At 61.7% G+C, this 24,157-nt stretch carries 24 protein-coding genes and 1 tRNA gene; 11 read left to right on the forward strand and 14 right to left on the reverse strand.

Annotated elements, in window-relative coordinates; genetic code table 11:
* Window positions 1–35: 35 nt before the first annotated feature.
* Window positions 36–1,151, reverse strand: a complete 1,116-nt coding sequence (gene tgt / locus C4K38_RS25995; RefSeq protein WP_162096445.1) for a tRNA guanosine(34) transglycosylase Tgt — start codon at window positions 1,149–1,151, stop codon at window positions 36–38.
* A 14-nt stretch (window positions 1,152–1,165) separates the two neighbouring features.
* Complete coding sequence (gene queA, locus C4K38_RS26000) at window positions 1,166–2,215, reverse strand: tRNA preQ1(34) S-adenosylmethionine ribosyltransferase-isomerase QueA (RefSeq protein ID WP_053280750.1); 1,050 nt, start codon at window positions 2,213–2,215, stop codon at window positions 1,166–1,168.
* 108 nt (window positions 2,216–2,323) lie between these two features.
* Between queA and C4K38_RS26005 the strand changes: the two genes are divergently transcribed.
* Window positions 2,324–2,408: transfer RNA gene (locus tag C4K38_RS26005), tRNA-Leu, on the forward strand.
* Between the two features lie 290 nt (window positions 2,409–2,698).
* Window positions 2,699–3,799: a polyphosphate kinase 2 gene (ppk2, locus tag C4K38_RS26010; protein ID WP_053280751.1), complete on the forward strand. Its 1,101-nt coding sequence runs from the start codon at window positions 2,699–2,701 to the stop codon at window positions 3,797–3,799.
* Between the two features lie 65 nt (window positions 3,800–3,864).
* Here the strand turns inward: ppk2 and C4K38_RS26015 are convergent, their stop codons facing one another.
* The gene (locus C4K38_RS26015; protein WP_053280752.1) at window positions 3,865–5,208 is read right to left on the reverse strand and encodes a sensor histidine kinase; all 1,344 of its coding nucleotides are present in this window, start codon (window positions 5,206–5,208) and stop codon (window positions 3,865–3,867) included.
* A complete protein-coding gene (locus C4K38_RS26020) occupies window positions 5,205–5,915 on the reverse strand; it encodes a response regulator (protein WP_009050668.1) in 711 nt (236 codons plus the stop codon). Before C4K38_RS26020 ends, C4K38_RS26015 begins: the two co-directional genes overlap by 4 nt.
* 168 nt (window positions 5,916–6,083) lie before the next feature.
* On the opposite strand from C4K38_RS26020, the gene C4K38_RS26025 reads away from it, so the two are divergent.
* From C4K38_RS26025 to C4K38_RS26040, 4 genes are all read left to right on the forward strand, one after another.
* Window positions 6,084–6,872 (forward strand): MlaA family lipoprotein, encoded by a 789-nt coding sequence (locus C4K38_RS26025; RefSeq protein ID WP_053280753.1) that lies wholly within the window; start codon window positions 6,084–6,086, stop codon window positions 6,870–6,872.
* Window positions 6,859–7,131 carry a hypothetical protein gene (locus C4K38_RS26030; protein ID WP_053280754.1) on the forward strand — a complete coding sequence of 91 codons (273 nt, stop codon included), beginning with the start codon at window positions 6,859–6,861 and terminating at the stop codon, window positions 7,129–7,131. The genes C4K38_RS26025 and C4K38_RS26030 overlap by 14 nt, the downstream gene beginning before the upstream one ends.
* A 97-nt stretch (window positions 7,132–7,228) precedes the next feature.
* Window positions 7,229–8,698, forward strand: a complete 1,470-nt coding sequence (locus C4K38_RS26035; RefSeq protein ID WP_053280755.1) for a PAAR domain-containing protein — start codon at window positions 7,229–7,231, stop codon at window positions 8,696–8,698.
* Window positions 8,695–9,090 carry a hypothetical protein gene (locus C4K38_RS26040; RefSeq protein WP_053280756.1) on the forward strand — a complete coding sequence of 132 codons (396 nt, stop codon included), beginning with the start codon at window positions 8,695–8,697 and terminating at the stop codon, window positions 9,088–9,090. The genes C4K38_RS26035 and C4K38_RS26040 overlap by 4 nt, the downstream gene beginning before the upstream one ends.
* A gap of 226 nt (window positions 9,091–9,316) precedes the next feature.
* On the opposite strand, the gene C4K38_RS26045 is transcribed toward C4K38_RS26040, so the two are convergent.
* Entirely contained in the window at window positions 9,317–9,589 is a 273-nt protein-coding gene (locus C4K38_RS26045) for a DUF3077 domain-containing protein (protein WP_038634924.1), read from the reverse strand.
* 413 nt (window positions 9,590–10,002) lie between these two features.
* Window positions 10,003–10,830, reverse strand: coding sequence for an NYN domain-containing protein (locus C4K38_RS26050; protein WP_053280757.1), 828 nt, complete (start codon window positions 10,828–10,830; stop codon window positions 10,003–10,005).
* A 193-nt stretch (window positions 10,831–11,023) separates the two neighbouring features.
* On the opposite strand from C4K38_RS26050, the gene C4K38_RS26055 reads away from it, so the two are divergent.
* Window positions 11,024–11,581: a hypothetical protein gene (locus C4K38_RS26055; RefSeq protein WP_053280758.1), complete on the forward strand. Its 558-nt coding sequence runs from the start codon at window positions 11,024–11,026 to the stop codon at window positions 11,579–11,581.
* Between the two features lie 103 nt (window positions 11,582–11,684).
* Window positions 11,685–13,625: an alkaline phosphatase D family protein gene (locus C4K38_RS26060; RefSeq protein ID WP_053280759.1), complete on the forward strand. Its 1,941-nt coding sequence runs from the start codon at window positions 11,685–11,687 to the stop codon at window positions 13,623–13,625.
* Window positions 13,626–13,638: 13 nt separating this feature from the next.
* On the opposite strand, the gene vapB is transcribed toward C4K38_RS26060, so the two are convergent.
* Entirely contained in the window at window positions 13,639–13,863 is a 225-nt protein-coding gene (vapB, locus tag C4K38_RS32660; protein WP_053280760.1) for a type II toxin-antitoxin system VapB family antitoxin, read from the reverse strand.
* A gap of 225 nt (window positions 13,864–14,088) precedes the next feature.
* Between vapB and C4K38_RS26070 the strand changes: the two genes are divergently transcribed.
* A complete protein-coding gene (locus tag C4K38_RS26070) occupies window positions 14,089–15,339 on the forward strand; it encodes a 2-aminoadipate transaminase (RefSeq protein WP_053280761.1) in 1,251 nt (416 codons plus the stop codon).
* Between the two features lie 147 nt (window positions 15,340–15,486).
* Window positions 15,487–15,726 carry a hypothetical protein gene (locus C4K38_RS26075; protein WP_023967206.1) on the forward strand — a complete coding sequence of 80 codons (240 nt, stop codon included), beginning with the start codon at window positions 15,487–15,489 and terminating at the stop codon, window positions 15,724–15,726.
* 9 nt (window positions 15,727–15,735) lie between these two features.
* Here the strand turns inward: C4K38_RS26075 and C4K38_RS26080 are convergent, their stop codons facing one another.
* Window positions 15,736–16,557, reverse strand: a complete 822-nt coding sequence (locus C4K38_RS26080) for an amidohydrolase family protein (protein WP_053280762.1) — start codon at window positions 16,555–16,557, stop codon at window positions 15,736–15,738.
* 403 nt (window positions 16,558–16,960) lie between these two features.
* Between C4K38_RS26080 and C4K38_RS26085 the strand changes: the two genes are divergently transcribed.
* Window positions 16,961–18,235: a glycoside hydrolase family 68 protein gene (locus tag C4K38_RS26085; protein WP_053280763.1), complete on the forward strand. Its 1,275-nt coding sequence runs from the start codon at window positions 16,961–16,963 to the stop codon at window positions 18,233–18,235.
* A 229-nt stretch (window positions 18,236–18,464) separates the two neighbouring features.
* On the opposite strand, the gene C4K38_RS26090 is transcribed toward C4K38_RS26085, so the two are convergent.
* From C4K38_RS26090 to C4K38_RS26115, 6 genes are all read right to left on the reverse strand, one after another.
* Entirely contained in the window at window positions 18,465–19,559 is a 1,095-nt protein-coding gene (locus C4K38_RS26090) for a polyamine ABC transporter substrate-binding protein (protein ID WP_053280764.1), read from the reverse strand.
* A gap of 105 nt (window positions 19,560–19,664) precedes the next feature.
* Window positions 19,665–20,480, reverse strand: a complete 816-nt coding sequence (locus C4K38_RS26095) for a carbon-nitrogen hydrolase family protein (protein WP_053280765.1) — start codon at window positions 20,478–20,480, stop codon at window positions 19,665–19,667.
* 162 nt (window positions 20,481–20,642) lie between these two features.
* Window positions 20,643–21,026, reverse strand: a complete 384-nt coding sequence (locus C4K38_RS26100; RefSeq protein ID WP_053280766.1) for a hypothetical protein — start codon at window positions 21,024–21,026, stop codon at window positions 20,643–20,645.
* Window positions 21,023–22,537 carry a flavin-containing monooxygenase gene (locus tag C4K38_RS26105; RefSeq protein WP_053280767.1) on the reverse strand — a complete coding sequence of 505 codons (1,515 nt, stop codon included), beginning with the start codon at window positions 22,535–22,537 and terminating at the stop codon, window positions 21,023–21,025. Before C4K38_RS26105 ends, C4K38_RS26100 begins: the two co-directional genes overlap by 4 nt.
* A gap of 109 nt (window positions 22,538–22,646) precedes the next feature.
* Window positions 22,647–23,144, reverse strand: a complete 498-nt coding sequence (locus C4K38_RS26110) for an HIT family protein (RefSeq protein WP_053280768.1) — start codon at window positions 23,142–23,144, stop codon at window positions 22,647–22,649.
* A 48-nt stretch (window positions 23,145–23,192) separates the two neighbouring features.
* Window positions 23,193–24,149 carry a fatty acid desaturase family protein gene (locus C4K38_RS26115; protein WP_053280769.1) on the reverse strand — a complete coding sequence of 319 codons (957 nt, stop codon included), beginning with the start codon at window positions 24,147–24,149 and terminating at the stop codon, window positions 23,193–23,195.
* Window positions 24,150–24,157 lie beyond the last annotated feature (8 nt).

Genomic DNA, 24,157 nt, shown 5'->3' on the forward strand with positions numbered 1-24,157 from the left:
ATAATTACAAAAGTGGGTCTAAACGTCTTTAGAACTTATTCTAAAGGCGGCACGGGCAACCCGCGTTTGGCATAGAAGGAATCGACAAAGGCGGCCAATGTACCCTGTTGAATAGCCTCGCGCAAACCAGCCATAAGACGTTGGTAATGACGCAAATTATGGATGGTATTGAGCATGCTCCCCAGCATTTCGCCGCACTTGTCCAGATGATGCAGATAAGCACGGGAGAAGTTCTGGCAGGTATAGCAATCGCAGGTCGGATCCAGCGGCGAATCATCATGGCGATGGAACGCGTTGCGGATCTTCAGCACGCCAGTGTCAATGAACAGGTGCCCATTGCGGGCATTACGGGTTGGCATCACGCAATCGAACATATCCACACCGCGGCGCACACCCTCAACCAGATCTTCCGGCTTGCCAACACCCATAAGGTAACGAGGTTTGTCTGCTGGCATCTGGCCTGGCAGGTAGTCCAGTACCTTGATCATCTCGTGCTTGGGCTCGCCCACCGACAGGCCACCGATGGCCAGGCCGTCGAAGCCGATCTTGTCCAGGCCTTCCAGGGAGCGCATGCGCAGGTCCTGGTGCATGCCGCCCTGGACGATGCCGAACAGCGCCGCCGTGTTGTCGCCATGGGCGTTCTTCGAGCGCTGGGCCCAGCGCAGCGACAGCTCCATGGACACCCGCGCGACGTCTTCGTCGGCCGGGTACGGGGTGCATTCGTCGAAGATCATCACGATGTCCGACCCCAGGTCGCGCTGGACCTGCATCGACTCTTCCGGGCCCATGAAAACCTTGGCGCCATCGACCGGCGAGGCAAAGGTCACGCCCTCCTCCTTGATCTTGCGCATGGCGCCCAGGCTGAACACCTGGAAACCGCCGGAGTCGGTGAGGATCGGGCCTTTCCACTGCATGAAGTCATGCAGGTCGCCGTGCTTCTTGATCACTTCGGTGCCCGGGCGCAGCCACAGGTGGAAGGTGTTGCCCAGGATGATCTCGGCGCCGGTGGCGACGATGTCCCGAGGCAGCATGCCCTTGACCGTGCCGTAGGTGCCCACCGGCATGAAGGCCGGGGTTTCCACGGTGCCACGGGGGAAGGTCAGACGACCGCGACGAGCCTTGCCATCGGTGGCGAGCAGCTCGAAAGACATACGACAGGTGCGACTCATGCTTGATCCTCAGGGCCGCGTGGCGCGGGATTGCGGGTGATGAACATCGCATCACCGTAGCTGAAAAAGCGGTATCCATGCTCGACGGCGGCCTTGTAGGCGGCCATGGCTTCGGGATAACCGGCGAACGCCGAAACCAGCATCAACAACGTGGATTCGGGCAAATGGAAGTTGGTGACCAGGGCATCGACCACATGGAACGGCCGGCCCGGGTAGATAAAGATGTCGGTGTCGCCGCTGAACGGCTTGAGCACACCATCACGCGCCGCGCTTTCCAGGGAACGCACGCTGGTGGTCCCCACCGCCACCACCCGACCGCCGCGCGCGCGGCAGGCCGCCACCGCATCCACCACGTCCTGGCTGACTTCCAGCCACTCGTTGTGCATATGGTGATCTTCGATGCGCTCGACCCGTACCGGCTGGAAGGTCCCGGCGCCCACATGCAGGGTCACGAACGCGGTCTCGACGCCCTTGGCGGCAATCACCTCCAGCAGCGGCTGGTCGAAATGCAGCCCCGCGGTCGGCGCGGCCACGGCGCCCAGGCGCTCGGAATACACGGTCTGATAACGCTCGCGGTCCGAGTCTTCGTCCGGGCGGTCTATATAAGGAGGCAACGGCATATGGCCGACGCGCTCCAGCAGCGGCAGCACTTCCTCGGCAAACCCCAGCTCGAACAGGGTGTCGTGACGGGCCAGCATCTCGGCCTCGCCGCCGCCTTCGATCAGGATCTTCGAACCCGGTTTCGGCGACTTGCTGGAGCGCACATGGGCCAGTACACGGTGGCTGTCGAGCACCCGCTCCACCAGGATTTCCAGCTTGCCGCCGGAGGCTTTCTGGCCAAACAGGCGCGCCGGAATCACCCGGGTATTGTTGAACACCATCAAGTCGCCCGGGCGCAAATGCTCAAGCAAATCAGTGAATTGACGGTGGGCCAGGGCGCCGGTGACCCCGTCCAGGGTCAACAGGCGACTCGCGCGACGCTCGGCCAGGGGATGGCGGGCGATCAGCGAATCAGGGAGCTCGAAGGTAAAGTCAGCAACACGCATGATGGGGTTCGTCTAGCAGGGCCGGAAAGTTTAGCGGAAATAGCCAAAATTGACCATGAAACCTGATTGACCAACGGTAGGCACGTCTCTATACTTCGCCGCCATTGAGCCCTGATGGCGGAATTGGTAGACGCGGCGGATTCAAAATCCGTTTTCGAGAGAAGTGGGAGTTCGAGTCTCCCTCGGGGCACCAAACTTAAAAAAGACCTTGAAATTCAAGGTCTTTTTTTTCGCCTGCAGAAAAGTGCTGCAGCTCCTGCGCACCAGGACTCTGTAGGAGCGAAGCTTGCTCGCGATGAACGATGACGCGGATTGGCTGACACTGCGCAGCGCCTGTTTCGCGGGCAAGCCTCGCTCCTACGGAGGACGACTGAAAGCACCAATACAGACCTGCTCAAAAGCTTCCTTGATACGTATCAAGAAGCCCGGTCTTGTGCGCCATAGACTGTCTGAAAGACATTGGAGCGATCAGACAGGCCCGATATGAGCGAAGAATCCACCGCGCGCCCCCTTCCCAACCCCCTTCCGGAAAAAGCCACGCCAGCAGCCAAACCGACGGTCACGGCCAGCAGCAAAAGCGCCCCACGCAAACCGGCCACTCCACGCCCGCGCCGGCCACGTGCGACCACTAAACCTGCCGCTGCAAAGACCGCCGAAGCCGAAATCAGCGCCATTAGCCAGCAGCCGGTCGCCCTGCAGGTGGCCAGCGCGCCCCATGGCAGCAATGAAGACAGCTCCACCGCCAAGCTGCCCGCCAGCTACCCGTACCGCAGCCGCATGCGTCGCGCCGAGTATGAAAAGGCCAAGCAGGAGCTGCAGATCGAACTGCTCAAGGTGCAAAGCTGGGTCAAGGAAACCGGGCAGCGCGTCGTGGTGCTGTTCGAGGGGCGCGATGCCGCGGGCAAGGGCGGCACCATCAAGCGTTTCATGGAGCACCTGAACCCGCGGGGCGCGCGGATCGTCGCCCTGGAAAAACCCAGCGAGCAGGAACAGGGCCAGTGGTATTTCCAGCGTTATATCCAGCACCTGCCCACCGCCGGGGAAATGGTGTTCTTCGACCGCTCCTGGTACAACCGCGCCGGCGTCGAGCGGGTCATGGACTTCTGCTCGCCCCTGCAATACCTGGAGTTCATGCGCCAGACGCCCGAGCTGGAGCGCATGCTGTGCAACAGCGGCATCCTGCTGTTCAAGTACTGGTTCTCGGTCAATCGCGACGAGCAACTGCGCCGTTTCATTTCGCGCCGCGACGACCCACTCAAGCACTGGAAACTCTCGCCCATCGACATCAAGTCGCTGGACAAGTGGGACGAATACACCGCCGCCAAACAGGCGATGTTCTTCCACACCGACACCGCCGATGCGCCCTGGACCGTGATCAAGTCGGACGACAAGAAGCGCGCGCGGATCAACTGCATCCGCCACTTCCTGCACTCCCTCGACTATCCGGGCAAGAACCTGCGCGTGGCCCATCAACCCGACCCGGTGCTGGTCGGCCGGGCGTCGCGGGTCATGGAGGAAGACGAGCGGGTGTACAACGAAGCGGCCGCGGAGCCGGTGCGCAATCCACAGGTGACACTCGCGTAAAGAGTCAGTCTTGAAGAAGGCCCCGCTCCAGGATCTATGAAAGGTCCTGAAGCGGGTCCGACCAGCTAGATACCCTGCACCGGCAACAGCACACACACCTCCAACCCGCCACCGCCACGGTTGCGCAGGCGCAGTTCGCCGCCGTGCTCCAGCACGATCGCCCGCGCCGCGGAAAGCCCCAGGCCGACGCCGCCGGTGTTGCGGTTGCGCGAGCTTTCCATGCGAAAGAACGGCTCGAACACCTGCTCATGCCATTCGACGGGAATCCCCGGCCCGCGATCCAGCACACAGACCTTCACCTGCTCGGCATCCGCCACCACTTCAATCGCCGGTTCGCTGGCGTATTTGATGGCGTTTTCCAGCAGGTTGCTCATGACCCGCTTGAGCCCCAGCGGGCGGCCGAAATACACCAGGCGCGGCGGGCCGCTGAACGCGATGTCGATGGACTGGTCGCGGTAATCGTCGACCAGGGTTTGCAGCAGCTCCGCCAGATCGAAGGAGGTCGCCTCCTCCAGCCGCGCATCGTCGCGGAAGAACTCCAGGGCCGAATTGATCATCGCCTGCATCTCGTCGACGTCATGGAACAGCCGGCGTTGCTGCTCGGGGTCCTCGATGAACTCGCCGCGCAGGCGCATACGGGTCAGGGGAGTACGCAGGTCATGGGAGATCGCCGCGAGCATCTGCGTGCGGTCCTTGATGAAGTGCTGCAACTGGGCCTGCATGGCGTTGAACGCGAGGATCGCCTGGCGAATTTCGTGGGGGCCGACCGGCTCGATGGGCGGTGCGCGAAAGTCCACGCCAAACCGCCGCGCACCCAGGGCGAACTGCTGCAGGGGCCTGGCCAGGCGGCGGGTGGCGATCAAGGCGACCAGGACGGTGGACAACAACACCAGACCGATCACGATCAGGTTGCGCGGCCCCTCATCCAACCCCCAACTGCGCGAGACCGAGGAGAACATCAGCCAGGAGCCATCGCTCATCTGGATCAGCAACGCATAAGATCCGCCCGGCCCCGGCCAGTCACTGGGCTGGTAGGCCTCCATGTGACCCACTCCCGGCTTGAGCAACTGCTTCAGTTTCGTCGAACCCTCGCGGTATTCCGGCTCATCGACTACCGGTACCTCGATATCCCGTCGCGTCGGGTGCCAGGTCACACTCAGGGCTTGGTCGCTGACCGACTCGGCCAGGCGAGCACGCTGCACCGGCTCCGAGGCGTCGATCAGATTGCTGATGGACGCGATCTTTTCCACCAGGCCGGATTCGCTCAACGGCGGCTTGGCCCAGACCCCGGCCAACTGCACGAACAGCGCATTGAAGGCCAGGGCGGTGAGCATCGCCATCAGGGTGGTCAGGGCAATCCAGCGGGCGATGGTGTCTCGCGGGCCGCCCGGCCTGTGTCTCGTCCTCATTGACGGGTCACGCTGGGGGTGAACAGATAGCCGCCATTGCGCACCGTGCGAATCATCGCCGGGCGCTTGGTGTCGAACTCCAACTTGCGCCGCAGGCGGCTGACCTGCACATCGATGCTGCGATCGAAGGCGTCATGGGCCTGCCCGCGCGCCAGGTCGAGCAACTGCTCGCGGCTGAGGATGCGTTGCGGATGCTCGACGAACACCAGCAACAGGTCGAACTCCCCCGCCGACAGCGGAATCATCACCTGATCCGGCGAGCGCAGCTCGCGGCGAGTCAGGTCCAGTTGCCAGTCGGCGAACCTGATCAGCGGCCGCGGCACCTCCCCGACCACCGGCCGGCTCTCTCCGGCGCGGCGCAGCACCGCTCGCACCCGAGCCAGCAGTTCGCGGGCATCGAAGGGTTTGCTCAGGTAATCGTCAGCGCCCATTTCCAACCCCACCACGCGGTCGCTCAACTCGCCCATGGCGGTCAGCATGATCACCGGCACGGCGTGCTGCTGACGCAGGCGCTGACACAGGGTCAGGCCGTTTTCCCCCGGCAGCATCAGGTCGAGAATGATCAGGTCCGGCACCTGCCGCTCCAGCGCCGCCCACAGCGAAGCGCCCTCGGTGGCGACTTCCACCGAGTAGCCGTGTTGCACAAAAAATTTCTTCAGCAGCGCGAGGACCTCAAGGTCGTCGTCCACGATCAACAGACTGCTCACCAGTGCGTATCACTCAAGCTCGGAAAGAACTCTCATTCAAAACCATTGGACGCGGCCCGTCATATATTTCAACGCGGTAACAAACCGACAACCCCGCAATAAAGCAGACATCTTCAGGCAAAACCCCCATGCCAGCATCGGCCTCCCTGTTCCCAAGGTCGTCCGCCCATGCGCTCATTCCTGTGCTCCACCCGCCTGTGTCGTCATACCGCCCTGCTGCTGTCCCTGTCCTACCTGGCGGGCTGTACCAGCACGGGGTCCGCCACTCAACCCGAGTGCGCGAAGGTCGACTATCCGATCTATGACCCCGCCGAGCCGGTCAACCGTGGCGTGTTCGCCTTCAACAAGGCCGTCGACGACTACGCACTGGCACCGGTCGCCCGCGGTTACCGCCACCTGCCGGATTTCATGCAACAAGGCGTGCATAACTTCGCGAGCAACTTCGGCGAACCCAAGGTCTTCATCAACGACCTGCTGCAGGGCAACCCGCAGCGCTCGGTCAACACCCTGGGGCGTTTTGCGGTCAACACCACGGTCGGCGTACTCGGCCTATTCAACGTCTCGGACCCGATCGGCATCCCGCGCCACACCGCCGACTTCGGCCAGACCTTCGGCGTGTGGGGCATCGGCAATGGCCCCATCGTCGAACTGCCGCTGCTGGGCACCGACAACAGCCGCGACTCGGTGGGCAAGATCCTCAACTTCGTGGTCTCCCCCTTCGGCGACAACAGCGACACCGTGCAGACCCTGGGCACCGTCGCCCTGGTCGGTGGCGTAGTGGACGGCCGCGCCGCCCTGCTGCCGCTGACCGACAGCCTGAAAACCATGCCCGACTACTACAGCGCCCTGCGCGACGTGAACGCCGAACACCGCGCCGCCTTCGTGCAGGAAGGCAAGCAAGGCGCTACTGACCCTGCCAAACATCGTTGTGAAGGAGCGACCCATGATGACTTCTGAAACCGACGCCCTGGTCCTGCTGCAACGCGTGGCCAAACACGGCGACGCCTCCCTGCAATGCCGCGAAGTCAGCCTGTGCCTCTCGGCCGACCAGCAACACCTGATCCTCAGCCGCTACAGCGAACACTACAGCCCCGAAGGCCTGGAATGGGTCGAGCGCCAGCACCGCATCAGCGTGAGCGAGTTGATACGGTGGGTGATCAAGCAGGGGGAACCGCAGGTGTTGGTGCGAGGGGCGGATAGTGGTCTTGCGTCGTGATGCCAGCCAAGGGGTAAGGCGTTTCAGGATCGCCTGATTCAGCAACCTGATATGCGTTGTTACGTTCGAGGCCCATTCCTCAAAGAGAACGTAGCCCATGGCCTTTGTCATCAGGGAAGGCGACCCTACCACCACCGGCGGCAAAGTCATTGCCGGATCGGCAACCACCTTTGTCGTGGACCAACGGGTCGCCCGCATTGCCGACCCGGTCTGGTGCCCGGTGTGCCAAACAGTAGGTTTTATCGCCGAAGGCCATCACACCTTGTTGGATACCCAGCAAGCAACGGCGGTGGAAGGCGGCCTTGTGCAGTGTGGCTGTCCGAGCGGGGCTAATCGCCTGATTGCCACCCAGAACTCGGTCATGTCCGGGGACCAGCCGACCATCCCGCTCGACAGCGATTACATCGGGCCCGCGGTGATCAATACCCAGCGCTGGGCCGACGCGATTCATAAGGGCTACCCGCAAAACGAGTTTGCCGATGCGGTGCCGCGAGATCAGGTGCGCGGCCTGAGCGTTGCTCATGGCGATATCGTGTCTCCGCCACTGTCCGTGCAGGACACGCAACACCTCGTAGAACCGGGTTTTCATATCGTGCAAACGCCGATGAGCCGGGCTGCGCTGGAGACGGTGCTGTTCGGCCAGGCCGATGAAGCTGTGCTGGAGAAATTCCGCCGGCTCAATCCTCAGCTATCAAGCCCTGCCAAACCTGGGCAACTTGTCGTAGTCAGTCATCCCGACAACTATCAATGCACCCGTGAAGAAGCCTTGCTGATGGAGGCGGCGGAGAAGGTCAGTGCGGCCTTGGCGTCCATGAGTGATGAGGAAGCGGCCTTTATGCTCAAGCACCGGGCGCAGGTTGAATCGATACTGTCCTACGGTTCGACTGTTTTAGGTGTCAGTACGGCGGCCGTGGGCAACCATATGGACAGCTTGAAAAGAACCTTGCTGGATATCGAAGAACTCCATCAGAAGTTCTTTCTGCGGGACGGACATCTGCGTAGTGTCGAGTTCTTCAGTGAAAGGAGAAAGCTGTTTGCCCAACTGGATAGCAACCTGACCTCTATCACAAAAATGAGCATTGCCTTCCCCGATCACCCCAGCCTTAAAAGCGCCTTGGGGATTTCCAGTCGAAGTCTGGTGCATCGCTGGACCCAGGCGGGCGCGGTAGGTCAGATTCCAGGGTACGCCACGCATATTGAGGGTGTTTCCCGAGCCTCCAAGGTACTTAAGTTGGGCGGTTGGCTTGGGACAGCATTGGGCGGTGGAGCGTCTTATGTGAAGGTTCAGGACGTTTGCTCAGCGGGGAATAAGGAGGCTTGTGAGAAAGTACGGTTCACGGAGGCCGGAAGCTTTACGGGCGGGGTAGCAGGTGGAATGTTTGCGGGAATGGCATTAGGTACCGCCGCGACCGGAACTGTTTGTGTGGCCATCGGAGTCCCTACAGGTGGCATCGGTAGCGTGGTGTGCGGCCTGATAGTCATCGGAGGGGGCTCTTATGCGGCAGGAAAACTAGGTGAAGCCGGGGGCGAGAGCATTGGAGAGTTTATATATGAGAAAGGAAAATGAACCTGATTAGCTCCCCACATGATTTTTTTGTTGTTTTATGCGTCCTGACTTTTCTTGGAATATTCAGCATGGGTGGCATCTATCTCTATTGGGGGTACACCCGCATGGAGGAAATACTTGGCCACGTTAAAAACTGCAAGGCAATAACCGGGAGCAGGTTCTATCTTCACATGGGTCCTTGGGGAAGGCTTGTAATGGTCGGCATGGTGGCAGGTTTTTTAGCTCGCCCGACTTCCTACATTAAAAAAGGCATATTGGACGCCAACGAGATAGATACTTTCCCACAGCCACTTAAAAGAAGGCTCATCATTTCGCACTATATTGTATGGGGGGTTGGGGGAGGCATGCTGTTGTCGGTTAGTGCAATGAAATTAATTGAGCGCTTCACCTGAATACAAAAAGGCCCTTTAAGGGCCTTTTTTGCATCCTGCCTTCCCTCTCATATAGCAGCCAGAATTCCCTTCGGTATCCTCATAACGTTGTTGTGCCACTCATGAGGCTTCCATCTGCGCTTGAAGGAAACCAACAAGCGCGGTTGGCATTACGCGTTTGCTTTGGCATAAAGGCCCACCAGTAGGGCCTTCATTCAGGACTTACATCCAGGCGACGATGATCACATCAGGGCCGGCGACCGCCCGCTACCGGCCACTCGCCAAGGCACAGATCATCCACAATCGCCTTGCCCATCTCGCTGAAGTAATGGGCGGCCCAGGCATAGCGATCGTCCCGCTCTAGAGCGGCATCCTGGGCCAGATACTTGGCATGAAACAGCAATTGCGATACGTGTTCCAAGGCCTCGCGCAGCGGTACATCTGGATTAACCCGGAACAACGGATGCTGGGCCTCGCCGCAAGGAGCAAAGGTGACGGTACCAAGGGTCTTAATAGTCATTGCGCACCTCCGGCTTGGGCCTTGGTGCAAAGGGTGGCGGGGTGAAGATACTGAGTCAAAACGTCCATGGAACTCACTCCTATTTGAGTGCTACCACGTTCGTTCTCAGGCGAAAGGGTGGCAGCTGTGCGCAGGCTGAGAAACCGGGACAATAGGAAACCCGGCAGGTCCGAAGACCTCCCGCGCACAGCCGCCATAACAAGGTGTGCGAGCGCAAAAAAGCGCCAGCAGTCTAATGCATGGTGGCGCCTGTGCGCCTATTGTTTCCACGGGTTCTCAGGCCCGATCGCTGGATTGGCAGCGACGAAAACAGGATAGGTCCTGATAAAAAAATCACAAGACACGCATTTAGACCAAAGATTTCAGTAGAGCCCCCCGATGTCGGGAGTTCAAATCGGTCGTGGCCAGCTGACTCAGCGCGCCTGTTGGTCGGGGGCTCTATTTTTGTTGCGCACGTACAACACGGCCCCGCCGGTGGGCGAGCCGCCACGGGTATCCAGGTCAAACCATTTGCTCTGGCTGCGGATCAGGCCACTGAGTTTGGTGTGGCCGTACAGCCGAGAGTCGAATGCGGGACGCACCTTGCTGATGGTGGTACCCAACATGGCCAAGGGTGCCCAGCCGTCCTCTTCGGCGATGTCATCGAGGATCTTGGCGATGAACTCCACCGGCACTTTCGCCGGACTGCTGGAAGATGAAGCGGTTGGTTGTTTGCCCGCCTCTTCGATGGGGCTGGAAGTAGCTTGGGTCTTGTCGCCCTGAGCGGCGGGCTCAGTGGCGTCCTGGGGACGGAGAATTTCGGTGTAGATAAACTTGTCGCAGGCCTTGACGAAGGGCTCTGGCGTTTTCGCTTCACCGAAGCCGTATACCGTCATGCCCTCTTCGCGCAGGCGCCCGGCCAGGCGGGTGAAGTCACTGTCGCTGGACACCAGGCAGAAGCCGTCGAAACGCCGGGTATAAAGCAGGTCCATGGCATCGATGATCAACGAGCTATCGGTTGCGTTCTTGCCCTTGGTGTAGGCGAACTGCTGGATGGGCTGGATCGAATGCTCCAGCATCAGCTTCTTCCACCCGCCCAATTGCGGCCCGGTCCAGTCACCGTACATGCGCTTCACACTGGCAATGCCGTACTTGGCGATCTCCTCGAACAATGCCTCGACAATTGACGCCTGGGCGTTGTCGGCATCGATAAGCACGGCGAGGTGTTTTTGCTGGTTCGAGTGCGTGGACTTGATGGCCATGGTTCATCCTTGTGGGCTAGCGACTGGAGTAGAACGTCTTCCTTAACGAGCAAAGCCTGGGATGCAACGACCTGGAAGGGCCGTTAGCAATGGACTGGGGATAAAAGCTACTATTTTGCCATCGCATCGTCCACCGCCAGCTAGCCGGGCATTCCCTTACACTCGCCCACTGCCCATTTAAAGAGCCCTGAAGATGACCAAAGGCGTTTGCATCATCGAGTGCGTCTGTGAAGACGATCCCGGATCAGAGGGAAAGGTCCTCAAAGAAATATTCAACCTGATGCAGGTCAAATCCAAATTGATCCGTGTGAAGTCGATTAAGCAGCTTCTCAAGGCCCTGACTCAGACTGAAATGACCCACGTGCATATAGCGACCCATGGCGCAGTGACGAAAAAAAAGCGCTTCGCAGGATGGTGGACACATGATGGAGAGGGCTCGCATGCGAAGCTGCGAGAGAGTTCCATATCGCTGAAAGGCACCACTATCGTCAGCACCGCCTGCCAGTCAGGCTCACAACCTTTTGCCAGGCTCCTCACCAAAGAGCTTGGCTGCAAAAACTATATAGCCCCAACAGGCTCACCCAGCTTTTATAACGCAGCCTTGTTCGCACACATCTACTATCACAAGCTTTTCAAGACCAAGAAGTCCGTACAAAAGGCATTTGATTCTTATGCTGGCCGCTACAGAAACCCACATGGATTCACTTTGTTCAAAAGCTCCAGCAAGTCGCCCAAAAAGAAGAAGCACTGAAGCCCCGAGCGAGGATAAGTACTCCTCTTTCGTCTCGTACTGACAAAACTTCTACATCCTCCGCTATATGATCCCGACTCAATTTTTTCCGAAACCTTAACGCATGCAATCAGCGCCTCCAGCGACACTCACGTCTCCCCCTGTGCTGGCCGGCCCCCTGCTACGCCGCCTGGAACCCACGCGGCTGGTGTTGTGGCTGGTGGGTTCCCGTGCGCTGGAGCTAACGTTGCGTTTGCAGGCAAGCAGCGAGGCGAAAAGCCGTGACTACCCGCTCACCGCCGAGCAGTGCCAGGTGATCCCGGTAGGCCAACACGCCTTTATCCACCTGATCGACCTGCCGCTGGACAATGCTCTCCCCTGCGATGTGCCCATCGACTACGACGTGCTGATCGCCAATGCCGATGGCTCCCGTTCAGGCATGGCCGAGTGGGCGCCGCATCTGCTTTATGGGCAAAAACGCCAGCCGGATTTCGTCCTACACAGCCGCATCCAGCAATTGGTCCACGGCTCGTGCCGCAAGCCCCATCATTCGGCGGACGAGGGTTTGCTCTGTGTCGATCGCCTGCTGGCGGAAACACCCGATCCGCTGCAACGCCCTGCCCTTTTGCTAATGACCGGCGACCAGGTCTACGCCGACGACGTAGCCGGGCCGATGCTGCGGGCGATTCATGCATTGATCGAGCGCCTGGGTTTGTTCGGCGAGCATCTGGAAGGCGCGGTGGTAAGCGACAGCGCCGCGCTTTACCGGCACCGCGCCAGCTATTACCAACGCGCCGAATTGCTGCCGGCGCTGAAAAGCAACGAGACCCTGCGCGAGCGTTTCTTCGGCGGGGTGAAAAAGCCAATCTTCACCAGCAGCAGTGCCGACAATCATTTGGTGACCTTCGCCGAGGTCATGGCCATGTACCTGCTGGTCTGGTCACCGGTGCCCTGGGGTCTGATCGATCCGCGACCGCCACAGCTCGCTGCCAAGGAGCAACAGCGCTACCAGCGCGAGCAACTGCGGATCGAGGCTTTCGCCAAAGGCCTGGGTGGTGTGGCGCGGGTATTCGCCCACCTGCCAAGCCTGATGATCTTCGACGACCACGACATCACCGATGACTGGAACCTCAGCGCCCAGTGGGAAGAAACCGCCTACGGCCACCCGTTTTCCAAACGCATCATCGGCAATGCGCTGATCGCCTACATGCTGTGCCAGGGTTGGGGCAACAACCCGGATGCCTTCGCCACGCCGCTGCAACACACCCGCGCCCTGAGCGCCGAGGCCCAAGGCGATGCGCTCTACCTGGACAGCGCCACCCAGGACACCTTGATCGACGAGTTGCTGCGTTTCCAGCAATGGCAATACACCCTGCCCACCACCCCGACGCTGGTGGTGCTGGACACCCGCACCCGGCGCTGGCGCAGCGAGTTCAACCTGGCGCAGCCCTCGGGCCTGCTCGACTGGGAAGCCCTGAGCGAACTGCAACATGAACTGCTGGATCACCCGTCGGCGATCATCGTCTCCCCAGCGCCGGTGTTCGGCGTCAAGCTGATCGAGACGGTGCAGAAGGTCTTCAGCTGGTGCGGTCACCCGCTGCTGGTGGACGCGGAAAACTGGATGGCCCACCGCGGCGCGGCCCAGGTCATCCTCAATATCTTCCGCCACTCGCGCACCCCGGGTAACTACGTGATCCTCTCCGGCGATGTGCATTATTCCTTCGTCTACGAAGTGCTGATCCGCCACCGCAAGGGCGGCCCGAAAATCTGGCAGATCACCAGCAGCGGCATCAAGAACGAATTCCCAGCGACCCTGCTGGAATGGTTCGACCGTCTCAATCGCTGGCTATATTCACCGCGCTCCCCCTTGAACTGGTTCACCCGCCGCCGGCTGATGCGAGTGGTGCCCTACAGCCCCGAACATCGCGAGGCCGGCGAACGGCTGTGGAACTCGGCGGGCATTGGCCAGGTGTTCTTCAACGACCAAGGCCAGCCCCGGGAGATCTACCAACACAACGCCAATGGCGCGCCGAAAACCCGGATGCTGGCGCCGGATGAAGACTGAACAACGAAGTCATTCAGACGTGTTCTGGTTCAGTTGGCTGCCCCCTGTCCATCATAAAGTCCTCACTCACAGAAGCCTGATCGAACCAGCTATCCCAAGCCTCTCCAACCGGGGCGATGATCCGGCTACGCCCTATGGCGATAATTTCCACTTGCGTGACATCGTCAGGAAACGTCAGGGCCTGGGGCAGGTGAATAGTCTGGCCACCGCTGCTCTTGAAAAGTGATCCTTGCGCCATCGAGCCACCTCATCGCGTTTTTGGCAAAGGATCTAGCTTAGCAAGCCAGCGGTCGAGTTCATTTGTCTCCTGTCCCTGAACAGACCAGAGGAGCATTCAAAACACTGCTCTCCCCCCAACATCCAGAATTTTCATACTGACCCCCGCACTTTATTTCGTTTGCGACGCGGCCTCGCTCTTGGCTTAGATAGCCGCCATGTTCCAGGTAGCCAGAGCCCTTAGCCCATGAGCAGCGAAAGCATCAGCCAGTCGATTTCCATCGTTCACCCCATCCGCTTGAGCCATGGCAAGAATGCCGAGGTGTGGGACGAGAATGGCAAGCGCCACATCGATTTCGTCGGCGGTATTGGCGTGCTCAATCTGGGGCATTGTCACCCGCGGGTGGTGGCGGCGATTCAGCAGCAGGCCACCCGGTTGACCCACTACGCGTTCAACGCGGCGCCCCACGGGCCCTATGTCGAGTTCATGGAGCGGCTGGCGCGTTTCATGCCCTTGAGTTACCCGGTCAGCGGCATGCTCACCAACAGCGGTGCCGAGGCGGCGGAGAACGCCTTGAAGATCGTCCGTGGGGCCACCGGGCGCACGGCGGTGATCGCCTTCGACGGCGGTTTCCATGGCCGCACCCTGGCCACCCTCAACCTCAATGGCAAGGTCGCGCCCTACAAGCAGAAGATCGGTGTGCTGCCCGGTCCGGTGTATCACCTGCCCTACCCGAGCGCGGACAACGGCGTGACCTGCGAGGAGGCGCTGAAGGCCATGGACCGGCTGTTCAGTGTGGAGGTCGACGTCGCCGAAGTGGCCTGCTTCATCGTCGAGCCGGTGCAGGGCGAGGCTGGTTTCCTGGCCCTGGACGTCGAGTTCGCCCGCGCCCTGCGCCGTTTTTGCGATGAGCAAGGCATCCTGCTGATCGCCGATGAAATCCAGTCCGGCTTCGGTCGCACCGGCCAGCGCTTCGCCTTCACCCGGCTGGGGATCGAACCAGACCTGGTGCTGCTGGGCAAAAGCATTGGAGGCGGTGTGCCCCTGGGCGCGGTGGTCGGGCGCAAGGCGCTGCTGGACAACCTGCCCAAGGGCGGCCTGGGCGGCACCTATTCCGGCAACCCCATCGCCTGCGCGGCGGCCCTGGCGACCCTGGACGAGATGAGCGATCACCACCTGCAAACCTGGGGCGAGCGCCAGGAACAGGCCATCGTCGGCCGCTACCAGCGCTGGCAAGCCGAGCGCCTGACGCCTTATCTCGGACGCCTGACCGGGGTCGGCGCCATGCGTGGCATCGAGCTGGTCAAGGCCGACGGCTCGCCGGCCCCGGAGCAACTGAGCGCCCTGCTCAGCGCCGCGCGGGACGCCGGCCTGCTGTTGATGCCCAGCGGCAAGTCGCGACACATCATCCGCCTGCTGGCGCCGCTGACCATTGAACCGCAGGTGCTGGAAGAAGGGCTGGATATTCTGGAGGACTGCCTGGCGCGGTTGGCATAACACCGCGCGTTTGCGCAAAAGCCGCTCTCCATGGACACTGGCGCGCCTCATGCCATCGACAAGGAAGCGCAACATGATGTGTCCCAGCTACAGAGAGCGGCCCACGGCCGCCAGCCCAGCGATTTTCAGCCGCGGCGAGCAAGACTCATGAAGCAGTACATCCCCTTTCTACTGCTATACCTGCTGCTGATGCCGCTGTACTACTGGATGAAGCCTTACCCGCTGAGGAAATGGACAGGCTTGGCCATGGGCCTCGCCGGGCTGCTGTGGATACTGTTCTTGCCCCCCATGTTGGGCGATATCGATACCGGGCTGGCCGCCGTGGCGCTGGTGACCATGGGCAGCTCGCTGTTTTTCAGCCGACGCCGCTACCAGGACCACGCCTGAGGCGCTGCGCTACAAGCCGAATACCCGCCGCGCATTGCCATGCAGGAACTTGTCCCGCACCGGCTCCGACAGCTCCAGGGCCTGGACCTGCCGCATGCATTTGTCGAACGGCAACTGCGGGAAGTTGCTGCCGAACAGCACCTTGTCCTGCCCGTAGGTGCGCATGAAATGCAGCAACTGCGGCGGGTAGTAAGCCGGCAGGTAAGCCGAAGTATCGATGTAGATATTGTCGTGCTTCCAGGCCAGGCCAATCATCTCGTCGGTCCAGGGGTGGCCGATGTGCCCGGCGACGATTTGCAGTTCCGGGAAGTCCAGCGCCACTTCATCCAGATAAGGCACTGGCCGCCCGGTTTCCGAAGGCATCAGCGGGCCGGTGTGGCCGACCTGGGTGCAGAAGGGGATGCCCAGCTCCACGCACTTGGCGTACAGCGGGTAGTACAGGCGATGGTTGGGCGGCAGTTTCCACAGCCAGGGCACGATGCGCAGGGCCTTGCAGCCCAGCTCGCCCACTGCCCGCTGCAGCTCGGCCAGCGCCGCCATCGGCCGGCTCAGGTCCACCGTGGCCACGCCAACGAAACGCTCGGGATAAGCCCGGGTGTAGGCGGCGATTTCATCGTTGCTGAACACCCAGCGCTCCGGCCGGCACCAGGCCGCCAGCATCAGCTTCTCCACCCCGGCCTGGTCCATCAGCTCGACGGTCTGCTCGATGCTCAGCGGCTGGTCCAGCAAGTGCGCCGAACCCGACTTCTCGAACAGCCGCGCCACTTCCGGCAGCAACTGCCGCGCCCGGCCGTTGGCTGGTTGTGCCCATGCGTCGATGGCTCCCTTCATTGACCTATCCCCTCTGCTGGCAGTGATTCAGGCGACGAAGGCCCAGGCTACGTCCGCGCCATGACAGCGACAATGTTCGCAGCGCTCGGCGGCATTGACCGATCCGCCCAGGCTCGGCGCCCGCCCTTCACCTGGTTCCGCCTCCCTCCTTTCCCCTTCCCTGCCCCTCGGACCGACCAACGGTTCCAAGCGCGCATTTTGCTGGCATCGTCGCTGATCAGGCCGAAAAACAAACTTCTGGAAATATAACTAGCTGAAACGTATCAGCTACAGCAAAAACGGCAATCATGCATAAATGCAAATTTACCCTTGACCCGAAAAATCGGCTCGCTTAAGGTGAAATTGCTGTATGCACATACAGTATTTTTGATAAGCGAATCCATTCACGGACGAGGTATTACCTATGAAAAGCAACACTGAAAAATTCGGCAAGACACCCCATCAACCCAGCCTCTGGACCCGGGCCGATGCGCTGAAAGTTCACGCGGACGATCCCACCACGACCCAGCCACTGGTCAGCGCGAATTTCCCAGTATTGAGCAACGAGGTGTTCATCTGGGACACCATGCCGCTGCGCGACATGGACGGAAACATAACCTCTGTCGATGGCTGGTCGGTGATCTTCACCCTGACTGCGGATCGTCATCCGAACGACCCGCAGTACATCGACGAAAACGGCAACTACGACATCACCCGCGACTGGAACGACCGCCACGGCCGGGCAAAGATGTACTACTGGTTTTCCCGTACCGGCAAGGACTGGAAGCTGGGTGGCCGGGTGATGGCCGAAGGCGTTTCGCCGACGGTTCGCGAATGGGCCGGCACGCCGATCCTGTTGAACGAACAGGGTGAAGTGGACCTGTATTACACCGCCGTCACTCCAGGCGCGACCATCGTCAAGGTGCGTGGCCGAGTGGTGACGACCGAGCATGGCGTCAGCATGGTCGGCTTCGAGAAGGTCAAGCCGCTGTTCGAGGCCGACGGCAAGATGTACCAGACCGAAGCGCAGAACCCCTTCTGGGGCTTCCGCGATCCATGGCCGTTCCGCGACCCCAACGACGGCAAGCTGTACATGCTGTTCGAAGGCAACGTGGCCGGCGAGCGCGGCTCGCACAAGGTCGGGAAAGCGGAAATCGGCGATGTGCCGCCGGGTCATGAAGACGTCGGCAACTCCCGTTTCCAGACCGCCTGCGTCGGTATCGCCGTGGCCCGCGACGAAGACGGCGACGACTGGGAAATGCTGCCGCCGCTGCTGACCGCGGTCGGCGTCAACGACCAGACCGAACGCCCGCACTTCGTGTTCCAGGACGGCAAGTACTACCTGTTCACCATCAGCCACACCTTCACCTATGCCGACGGTGTGACCGGGCCGGACGGGGTGTACGGTTTTGTCGCCGATTCGCTGTTCGGTCCCTACGTGCCGTTGAACGGTTCCGGCCTGGTGCTGGGCAACCCGTCTTCCCAGCCGTTCCAGACCTACTCGCACTGTGTGATGCCCAACGGCCTGGTGACCTCCTTTATCGACAGCGTACCGACCGACGAAAGCGGCACCCAGACTCGTATCGGCGGTACCGAAGCACCGACGGTGGAGATCAAGATCAAAGGGCAGCAGACGTTCGTGGTGGCCGAGTACGACTACGGTTACATCCCGCCGATGCTCGATGTAACGCTCAAGTAATAGCGACACAGGGCGCTCAGGCAGCGGGCTCGAGTTCGATGAAGAACCCGTTGTGGATATGATCGAGATATCCCGCCTGGCTCACTGCGACTTTGCTCAGGAGCTTCATTGAACAATGCGTAGTACCGACCCTTCGGAACTGGCTACACGGATGTAGCCAGTTCTGCTCCTGCTTGCGCAAACCGCAGCAGCGCCCTCCTCTCTCCGGCCAGCAGTGGCCTTCCCGGGGTCAGCTCCCGGTCTTGACCTTGCTCCACACCCGGGTACGCACCCGTTCCATTTTCAGCGGCAGCGGTTCCAGCGGAAACAGCGTGGCCATCACCTCCGCGGACGGATAGACCCCAGGGTTGTCGCGGATCCTCTGGGCCACCAGCGCCGTGGCATCGCGGTTGGCGTTGGGGTAGCCCAGGTAGTCGGAAGACTGGGCAATCACTTGCGGGCGCAGCAGGTAGTCGATGAACTTCAGGCCGTCCTGGGGATGCGGCGCATCCTTGAGCAGCACCAGGTTTTCCACCCACACCGGCCCGCCTTCGCGGGGAATGCTGTAGACCAGACGGCGGCCGTTGTTGGCCTTCTGCGAGGCGACCTGGGCATCGAACACCCCGCCGCTCCAGCCCAGCACCACACAGATGTTGCCGTTGGCCAGGTCAGTGATGAATTTCGACGAATCGAAGTAGCGGATATGCGGCCGGACCTTGAGCAGCAAGGCCTCGGCCTTCTTGTAGTCCTCGGGGTTCTGGCTGTTGTGGGGCAGGCCCAGGTAATGCAAGGCGATGGGGATGATTTCGCTCGGAGAGTCGAGCATGGCCACCCCACACTGGCTGAGCTTGGCCAGGTTCTCTTCCTTGAAGATCAGGTCCAAGGAATCCACCGGCGCCTGGTCGCCAAGCAGCGCCTTGACCTTGTCGGCGTCGTAGCCGATGCCCGTGGTGCCCCACAGGTAGGGCGCGGCGAAGCGGTTGCCGGGGTCGTTGCTCTGCACCTTGGCCAGCATCTCGGGGTCCAGGTGCGACCAGTTGCCAAGCTGGCTGCGGTCCAGTTCCTGGAGCACCCCGGCCTTGATCAGGTTCGGCAGCAGGTCGCTGCTGGCCACCACCACGTCATAGCCGCTGCGCCCGGCCATCAGCTTGCTTTGCATCACGTCGCTGTTGTCGAAGGTGTCCTGCAGCACGCTGATGCCGGTTTCCTTGTGGAACTGCACGGGCGTGTCCGGGGCGATGTAGTCGTACCAGTTGTAGAAATGCACGCTCGGTTCGGCGGCCTGGGCCGTAGCGAAACCGAACAGTGCGGCCAGGGCCAGGGGCAAACAGCGGATAGCTTTCATCTGAGGACTCCGAGCGTTGGCACCCGTCCAAGGGACGTGCGCCTCGCCTGCTGATTATGGATTGTTATGGCAGGGCCGAAAGCGGCGGAAAAACAGCGATGGGGTTTAAGGAATCAACAGCTCGCGACGGCCATCGGCATGCTCGACGTATTCGCCGGACAGTTGCAGGCGCCGGTCGTGCAGATAGTCGTAATCGCGACGAGCGGCCTTGAGTTGCCCGAGGTCGAGTTCCACCACCTGCCGGCACTCGTCGCGGCCGGCCTCGAACAGCAGCCGGCCGAAGGGATCGACCAGCGCGCTGCCGCCGGCGAACACCAGACCGTCGGTACCGTTGCCGACCCGGTTCACCATCACCGCGAAGGCCTGGTTCTCCTGGGCACGGGCCATGATCGCGGTGCGGTGCACCGGGCCGTAGGGGTCCATGTTGCCGTTGCTCACCAGGATCAGCTCGGCGCCCAGTTGGCCGAGGGCGCGGGCGCTTTCCGGCAGTTCGATGTCGTAGCAGATCAGCAGGCCGACCCGCACGCCCCGCCACAGCACGGTGTTGTAACGGTCGCCGGGTTGGAACAGGCCACGCTCGTCGGGCCACAGGTGGGTCTTGCGATAGCTCGTCGCCACCCCTTCGGGGGTCACCAGCAGCGAGCTGTTGTAGTAATGGCCGGCGGCTTTTTCGGCGATGCCGACCACCACCGCGACACCCTTGGCGCGCACCGCCCGCAACACGGCCTGGATACTCGGCCCGTCCAATGGCTCGGCGACCTCGGCCAGTTGCTGCGGGTTGGCGAAACCGCTGATCTGGGTTTCCGGGAATACCAGCAGGTCGATGTCGCCGTCACAGTCGGCAATGCCCCGCAGGACCCGCTCGAGGTTGTAGGCCGTGTCGCCGTCACGGCCGGCCAGTTGCATCAGTTCAATCTTCATCGCGGATCCTTTGAAGTGTCGGCAGGTCTCCGAACGCCGCATGGGCGGCACCCGCCAGGGCTGGTGGCGAGTATGGAGGGCGCGCAGCCGCAGGGTAATTACTTCAATGGAGTACCCCGCCAGGGTTAGTTGGCGGGGCGAGTCAGCGCAAGAATGAAGGGTTCAGGCGTTACCCAATGACTGGCGGGAAGGCGTCGGGGCTTTCAGCGCGCGCCAGGTCCAGAGCGCGCTGCACAGGTCCGGCAAGGCCAGCAGCAACAGCACAGGCGATATCAACCCGGCGGCGACGAAGGCGGCAAAAAACACCGGTACCGACAGGCGGATCGCCACGGTCATGGCCATGAACTCGCGCCGCTCGGTGTAGCCGGCCCAGACGTAATAGACCCCCAGGTACAGCGCCAGCTGGCCCATCACCCGGATCCACACCTCGTCGGTCAGGGCGAAACCGAACAACGGCAGCAGCAGGTTGGGCGCCAGCACCAGCGCGGCGCCCAGCAACAACATATACAGACCAAACAGAAACACGCTCTTGCCCGGATGGCTCATGGTTTTACTCCTTGGGGATGGGATGTGAGGCGATAGGCCTCGGCATCGAAATAACGGGTCTGCTGGCGGAACTGCCAGCTGAACCCCGGCCACAGGACGACGTTGCGCCCGCTGTGAGGGTCGACGTACCAGCTCTGGCAACTGCCGACACTCCACACCGCGCCGCGCAGCCTGTGGCGCAGGCCCTGGTTGAAGCGCGCCTGGGCCTGCGGGTCGACATCGACGCTGGTCACGCCCAGGCGTTGCAGAGTGTCCAGGGCGCCGAGGATGTAGGCGATCTGCGACTCGATCATGTAGACGATGGAGTTGTGCCCCAGGCCGGTGTTGGGCCCCATCAGCAGAAACAGATTGGGAAAGCCGCTGACCGTGGTGCCCTTGTAGGCTTCGCTGCCCTGCTGCCAGGTATCGATGATGTCCACCCCGCCGCGCCCGAGGATCATCCCCGCCGGGAACGGCGTGCGCGCCTTGAAGCCGGTGCCGAAGATCAGCGCATCCAGGGCATGGCGCTGGCCGTCGACAGTGATCAGCGCATCCTCGGTGACTTCGCGGATGCCGCTGGTGACCAGCCGAGTATTGGCCTGGGCCAGGGCCGGGAAGTAATCGTTGGACAGCAGGATGCGCTTGCAGCCGATGGCGTAGTCCGGGGTCAGGCGCCGGCGCAGTTCCGGGTCCTTGACCTGGCGCCGCAGCAGGTTGAGCGCCAGCCATTTGTGCAGGGCCATCAGCCGCGGGTTGAACACGAAACCGAACACCCGGGTTTCATGGGCGGTGTAGATCAGTCCGCGCAACAGCCGCTGCACCGCGGGAAAACGCCGCAGCAGGCCCTGGGCGGCAGTGGAAAAGGCCCGGTCCGGCTTGGGGATGATCCACGGCGGCGTGCGCTGGAACACCGCCAGGCTGGCCACCTGCGGCTGGATCCGCGGCACGAACTGGATCGCCGAGGCGCCGGTGCCGATCACCCCGACCCGCTTGCCGGCCAGGGCGTAGTCGTGGTCCCACTGCTGGGAGTGAAAGACCCGCCCCTTGAAGCGCTCAAGCCCCGGTAGCCGGGGATAATCCGGGGTCGACAAGGCCCCGGTTCCAGCCACCACCACCTGGGCATAACGCACGCCGCCACGGGCATCCGTTACCTGCCACAGGGCGCGCTCTTCCAGCCAGCGCAGGCTGGTGACCGCGGTGTTGAAACAGCAGTGTTGCAGCACCTGATACTTGTCGGCGCAGTGCCTGAGGTAATCGCGGATCTCCGGCTGCGGGGAAAAGCGTCGCGACCAGTCGGGGTTGGGCTCGAAGGAAAACGAATAGAGATGGGAGGGAATATCGCAGGCGCACCCAGGGTACTGGTTGACCCACCAAGTGCCGCCGACGCCGGCTTCCTGCTCGAGGATCAGGAAGTCCTGCTCGCCGCGCTGGCGCAGGTTGATCGCCATGCCGATGCCGGAGAAACCGGCGCCAATGATCAATACCCGATAGACCCGCGCCGGATCGGCCTGCTCCTGAAGTAGCGCACTCATGTTCCTGGCTCCTGGCGACACAAACGCCGGGCGTGACCGTCCGCAGCGCATGCACTGTTTATTTTAAACCTCTGTGGATCGAGGGCCGACCGCTGGCCAGCCCGGGCGGTTAGGTCGACTCGGCGTGCAGCCTGCTGGTCCGGTGCGCCAGGTTCTCCAGCGCCTGTGGGTCGAGTTCGGCGGCGATCACCAGGGCCTGGCGGCGCAGGGTCTGCAGGGGCGTGCGGCGGCCGAACACACCGGTGAAGTGCATGAACATGCGCATCCCGAAGCCCAGCCCATCGCCCCTTTGCCGCGGCACCAGGTGCAGGTGGGCATGGGGGATGTGCTGGTTGGTGGCCTTGCCGTCGTTGACGATCAGGTGCGTGCCTTCCACCCCGAAGCCGGCGCGACGCTGGGCGGCCAGCAAGGTATCGAACACCTGGTACAGGTGCTGGCGGATGACCGTGGGCAGTTGCTCGAGTTTTTCCACATGGGCCAGCGGGATCAGCAGCACATGGCCCTGCCCCAGTGGGTGTACGTCCATGAAGGCCATACAGTGGGTGTCGCGATAAACCAGGGCACTGGGCAATTCGCCGGCTGCGATCTGGCAGAAAATACAGGTCATCCGTGAGTCCTCGGTGGGTGGCGCTCCTTCGGGCGCTGTAAATGTAGCTCACGCCGCTCGCCGAGGTTCGGCGGAAGTTGTTACCGGACGTCGCGCGAACATCCGCGCCAGCAGCCAGCGGTCGCGCAGGTAGGGTTTGTTATCCAGCAGCGCCGCCAGCCGCGGCAGATTGACGAAGGGCACGCCGGGGTAGATGTGATGCTCGACGTGGTAGTTGATGTTGGCCCACAACAGGCCGATCAGCCGGTCGCTGACGGTCACAGTGTTCTTCGCCAGATCCAGGCGCTCCGGGTCGCCGACCTCCAGGGTGGCCATAGGGAAGTGCTCGTAGCCCCGGGAAATCGGGTTGATCACCAGCGCCAGCAACAGCAGCGGCACGATGAAGATCAGCACGAACTGCAGCATCAGCCCCTGGCTGTAGCACCAGGCGCCGATCGCCGCCATCGACAGCAGATTGAACGCCAGCTCGCGCAGCACCCGATTGCGCACCGCCTTGCCGTAGCGCACCAGGGAAAAGTAGATGAAGCGCGGCACGAACACAGCGATGCGCAGGAACATCCACTTCACCCCGCCGGTGTAGTTCCAGTCGTCGGGGTCCTTGTCCGGATCGCCCAGGTAGCGGTGATGGTACTTGTGGCATTCGGTGAAGGAGGAAAACGGGAACAGGATGAACCAGGCCATGAAGCGCCCGACCCACAGGTTCAGCGCCGCCGAACGAAAGCCGCTGGCATGCCCGCAATCGTGTTGCAGCACGGTGAAGGCATGCAGCTGGTTGCCCAGTACCAGCACCGCCAGCGCCTGGCCCCAGGGGTTGTCGCCAAGCAGGATGTACAGCGCCGCCGCGCACCAGACCAGCACGTGCAGCAACGACCAGAGCACGAACTTCAGCGGCTGCGGCTGCATCAGCGCCTGCAACTGGGCCTGGCGCTCGCGGTCGACCCGCAGTTCGGCGCGCTTGGCCAGCCGCAATTGGTCTTCGGCGGCATGGTGGGTTGAATGACTCATGAATTGAC

Origin of the sequence: Pseudomonas chlororaphis subsp. piscium (assembly GCF_003850345.1) — a bacterium.
GTDB lineage: Bacteria > Pseudomonadota > Gammaproteobacteria > Pseudomonadales > Pseudomonadaceae > Aquipseudomonas > Aquipseudomonas piscium.

What these genes read in the sequence shown, in the direction of transcription:
- tgt (WP_162096445.1), bottom strand. Translation starts at nt 1,151, where the DNA reads ATGTCTTTCGAGCTGCTCGCCACCGATGGCAAGGCTCGTCGCGGTCGT.
- queA (WP_053280750.1), bottom strand. Translation starts at nt 2,215, where the DNA reads ATGCGTGTTGCTGACTTTACCTTCGAGCTCCCTGATTCGCTGATCGCC.
- ppk2 (WP_053280751.1), top strand. Translation starts at nt 2,699, where the DNA reads ATGAGCGAAGAATCCACCGCGCGCCCCCTTCCCAACCCCCTTCCGGAA.
- C4K38_RS26015 (WP_053280752.1), bottom strand. Translation starts at nt 5,208, where the DNA reads ATGAGGACGAGACACAGGCCGGGCGGCCCGCGAGACACCATCGCCCGC.
- C4K38_RS26025 (WP_053280753.1), top strand. Translation starts at nt 6,084, where the DNA reads ATGCGCTCATTCCTGTGCTCCACCCGCCTGTGTCGTCATACCGCCCTG.
- C4K38_RS26030 (WP_053280754.1), top strand. Translation starts at nt 6,859, where the DNA reads ATGATGACTTCTGAAACCGACGCCCTGGTCCTGCTGCAACGCGTGGCC.
- C4K38_RS26035 (WP_053280755.1), top strand. Translation starts at nt 7,229, where the DNA reads ATGGCCTTTGTCATCAGGGAAGGCGACCCTACCACCACCGGCGGCAAA.
- C4K38_RS26040 (WP_053280756.1), top strand. Translation starts at nt 8,695, where the DNA reads ATGAACCTGATTAGCTCCCCACATGATTTTTTTGTTGTTTTATGCGTC.
- C4K38_RS26045 (WP_038634924.1), bottom strand. Translation starts at nt 9,589, where the DNA reads ATGACTATTAAGACCCTTGGTACCGTCACCTTTGCTCCTTGCGGCGAG.
- C4K38_RS26050 (WP_053280757.1), bottom strand. Translation starts at nt 10,830, where the DNA reads ATGGCCATCAAGTCCACGCACTCGAACCAGCAAAAACACCTCGCCGTG.
- C4K38_RS26055 (WP_053280758.1), top strand. Translation starts at nt 11,024, where the DNA reads ATGACCAAAGGCGTTTGCATCATCGAGTGCGTCTGTGAAGACGATCCC.
- C4K38_RS26060 (WP_053280759.1), top strand. Translation starts at nt 11,685, where the DNA reads ATGCAATCAGCGCCTCCAGCGACACTCACGTCTCCCCCTGTGCTGGCC.
- vapB (WP_053280760.1), bottom strand. Translation starts at nt 13,863, where the DNA reads ATGGCGCAAGGATCACTTTTCAAGAGCAGCGGTGGCCAGACTATTCAC.
- C4K38_RS26070 (WP_053280761.1), top strand. Translation starts at nt 14,089, where the DNA reads ATGAGCAGCGAAAGCATCAGCCAGTCGATTTCCATCGTTCACCCCATC.
- C4K38_RS26075 (WP_023967206.1), top strand. Translation starts at nt 15,487, where the DNA reads ATGAAGCAGTACATCCCCTTTCTACTGCTATACCTGCTGCTGATGCCG.
- C4K38_RS26080 (WP_053280762.1), bottom strand. Translation starts at nt 16,557, where the DNA reads ATGAAGGGAGCCATCGACGCATGGGCACAACCAGCCAACGGCCGGGCG.
- C4K38_RS26085 (WP_053280763.1), top strand. Translation starts at nt 16,961, where the DNA reads ATGAAAAGCAACACTGAAAAATTCGGCAAGACACCCCATCAACCCAGC.
- C4K38_RS26090 (WP_053280764.1), bottom strand. Translation starts at nt 19,559, where the DNA reads ATGAAAGCTATCCGCTGTTTGCCCCTGGCCCTGGCCGCACTGTTCGGT.
- C4K38_RS26095 (WP_053280765.1), bottom strand. Translation starts at nt 20,480, where the DNA reads ATGAAGATTGAACTGATGCAACTGGCCGGCCGTGACGGCGACACGGCC.
- C4K38_RS26100 (WP_053280766.1), bottom strand. Translation starts at nt 21,026, where the DNA reads ATGAGCCATCCGGGCAAGAGCGTGTTTCTGTTTGGTCTGTATATGTTG.
- C4K38_RS26105 (WP_053280767.1), bottom strand. Translation starts at nt 22,537, where the DNA reads ATGAGTGCGCTACTTCAGGAGCAGGCCGATCCGGCGCGGGTCTATCGG.
- C4K38_RS26110 (WP_053280768.1), bottom strand. Translation starts at nt 23,144, where the DNA reads ATGACCTGTATTTTCTGCCAGATCGCAGCCGGCGAATTGCCCAGTGCC.
- C4K38_RS26115 (WP_053280769.1), bottom strand. Translation starts at nt 24,149, where the DNA reads ATGAGTCATTCAACCCACCATGCCGCCGAAGACCAATTGCGGCTGGCC.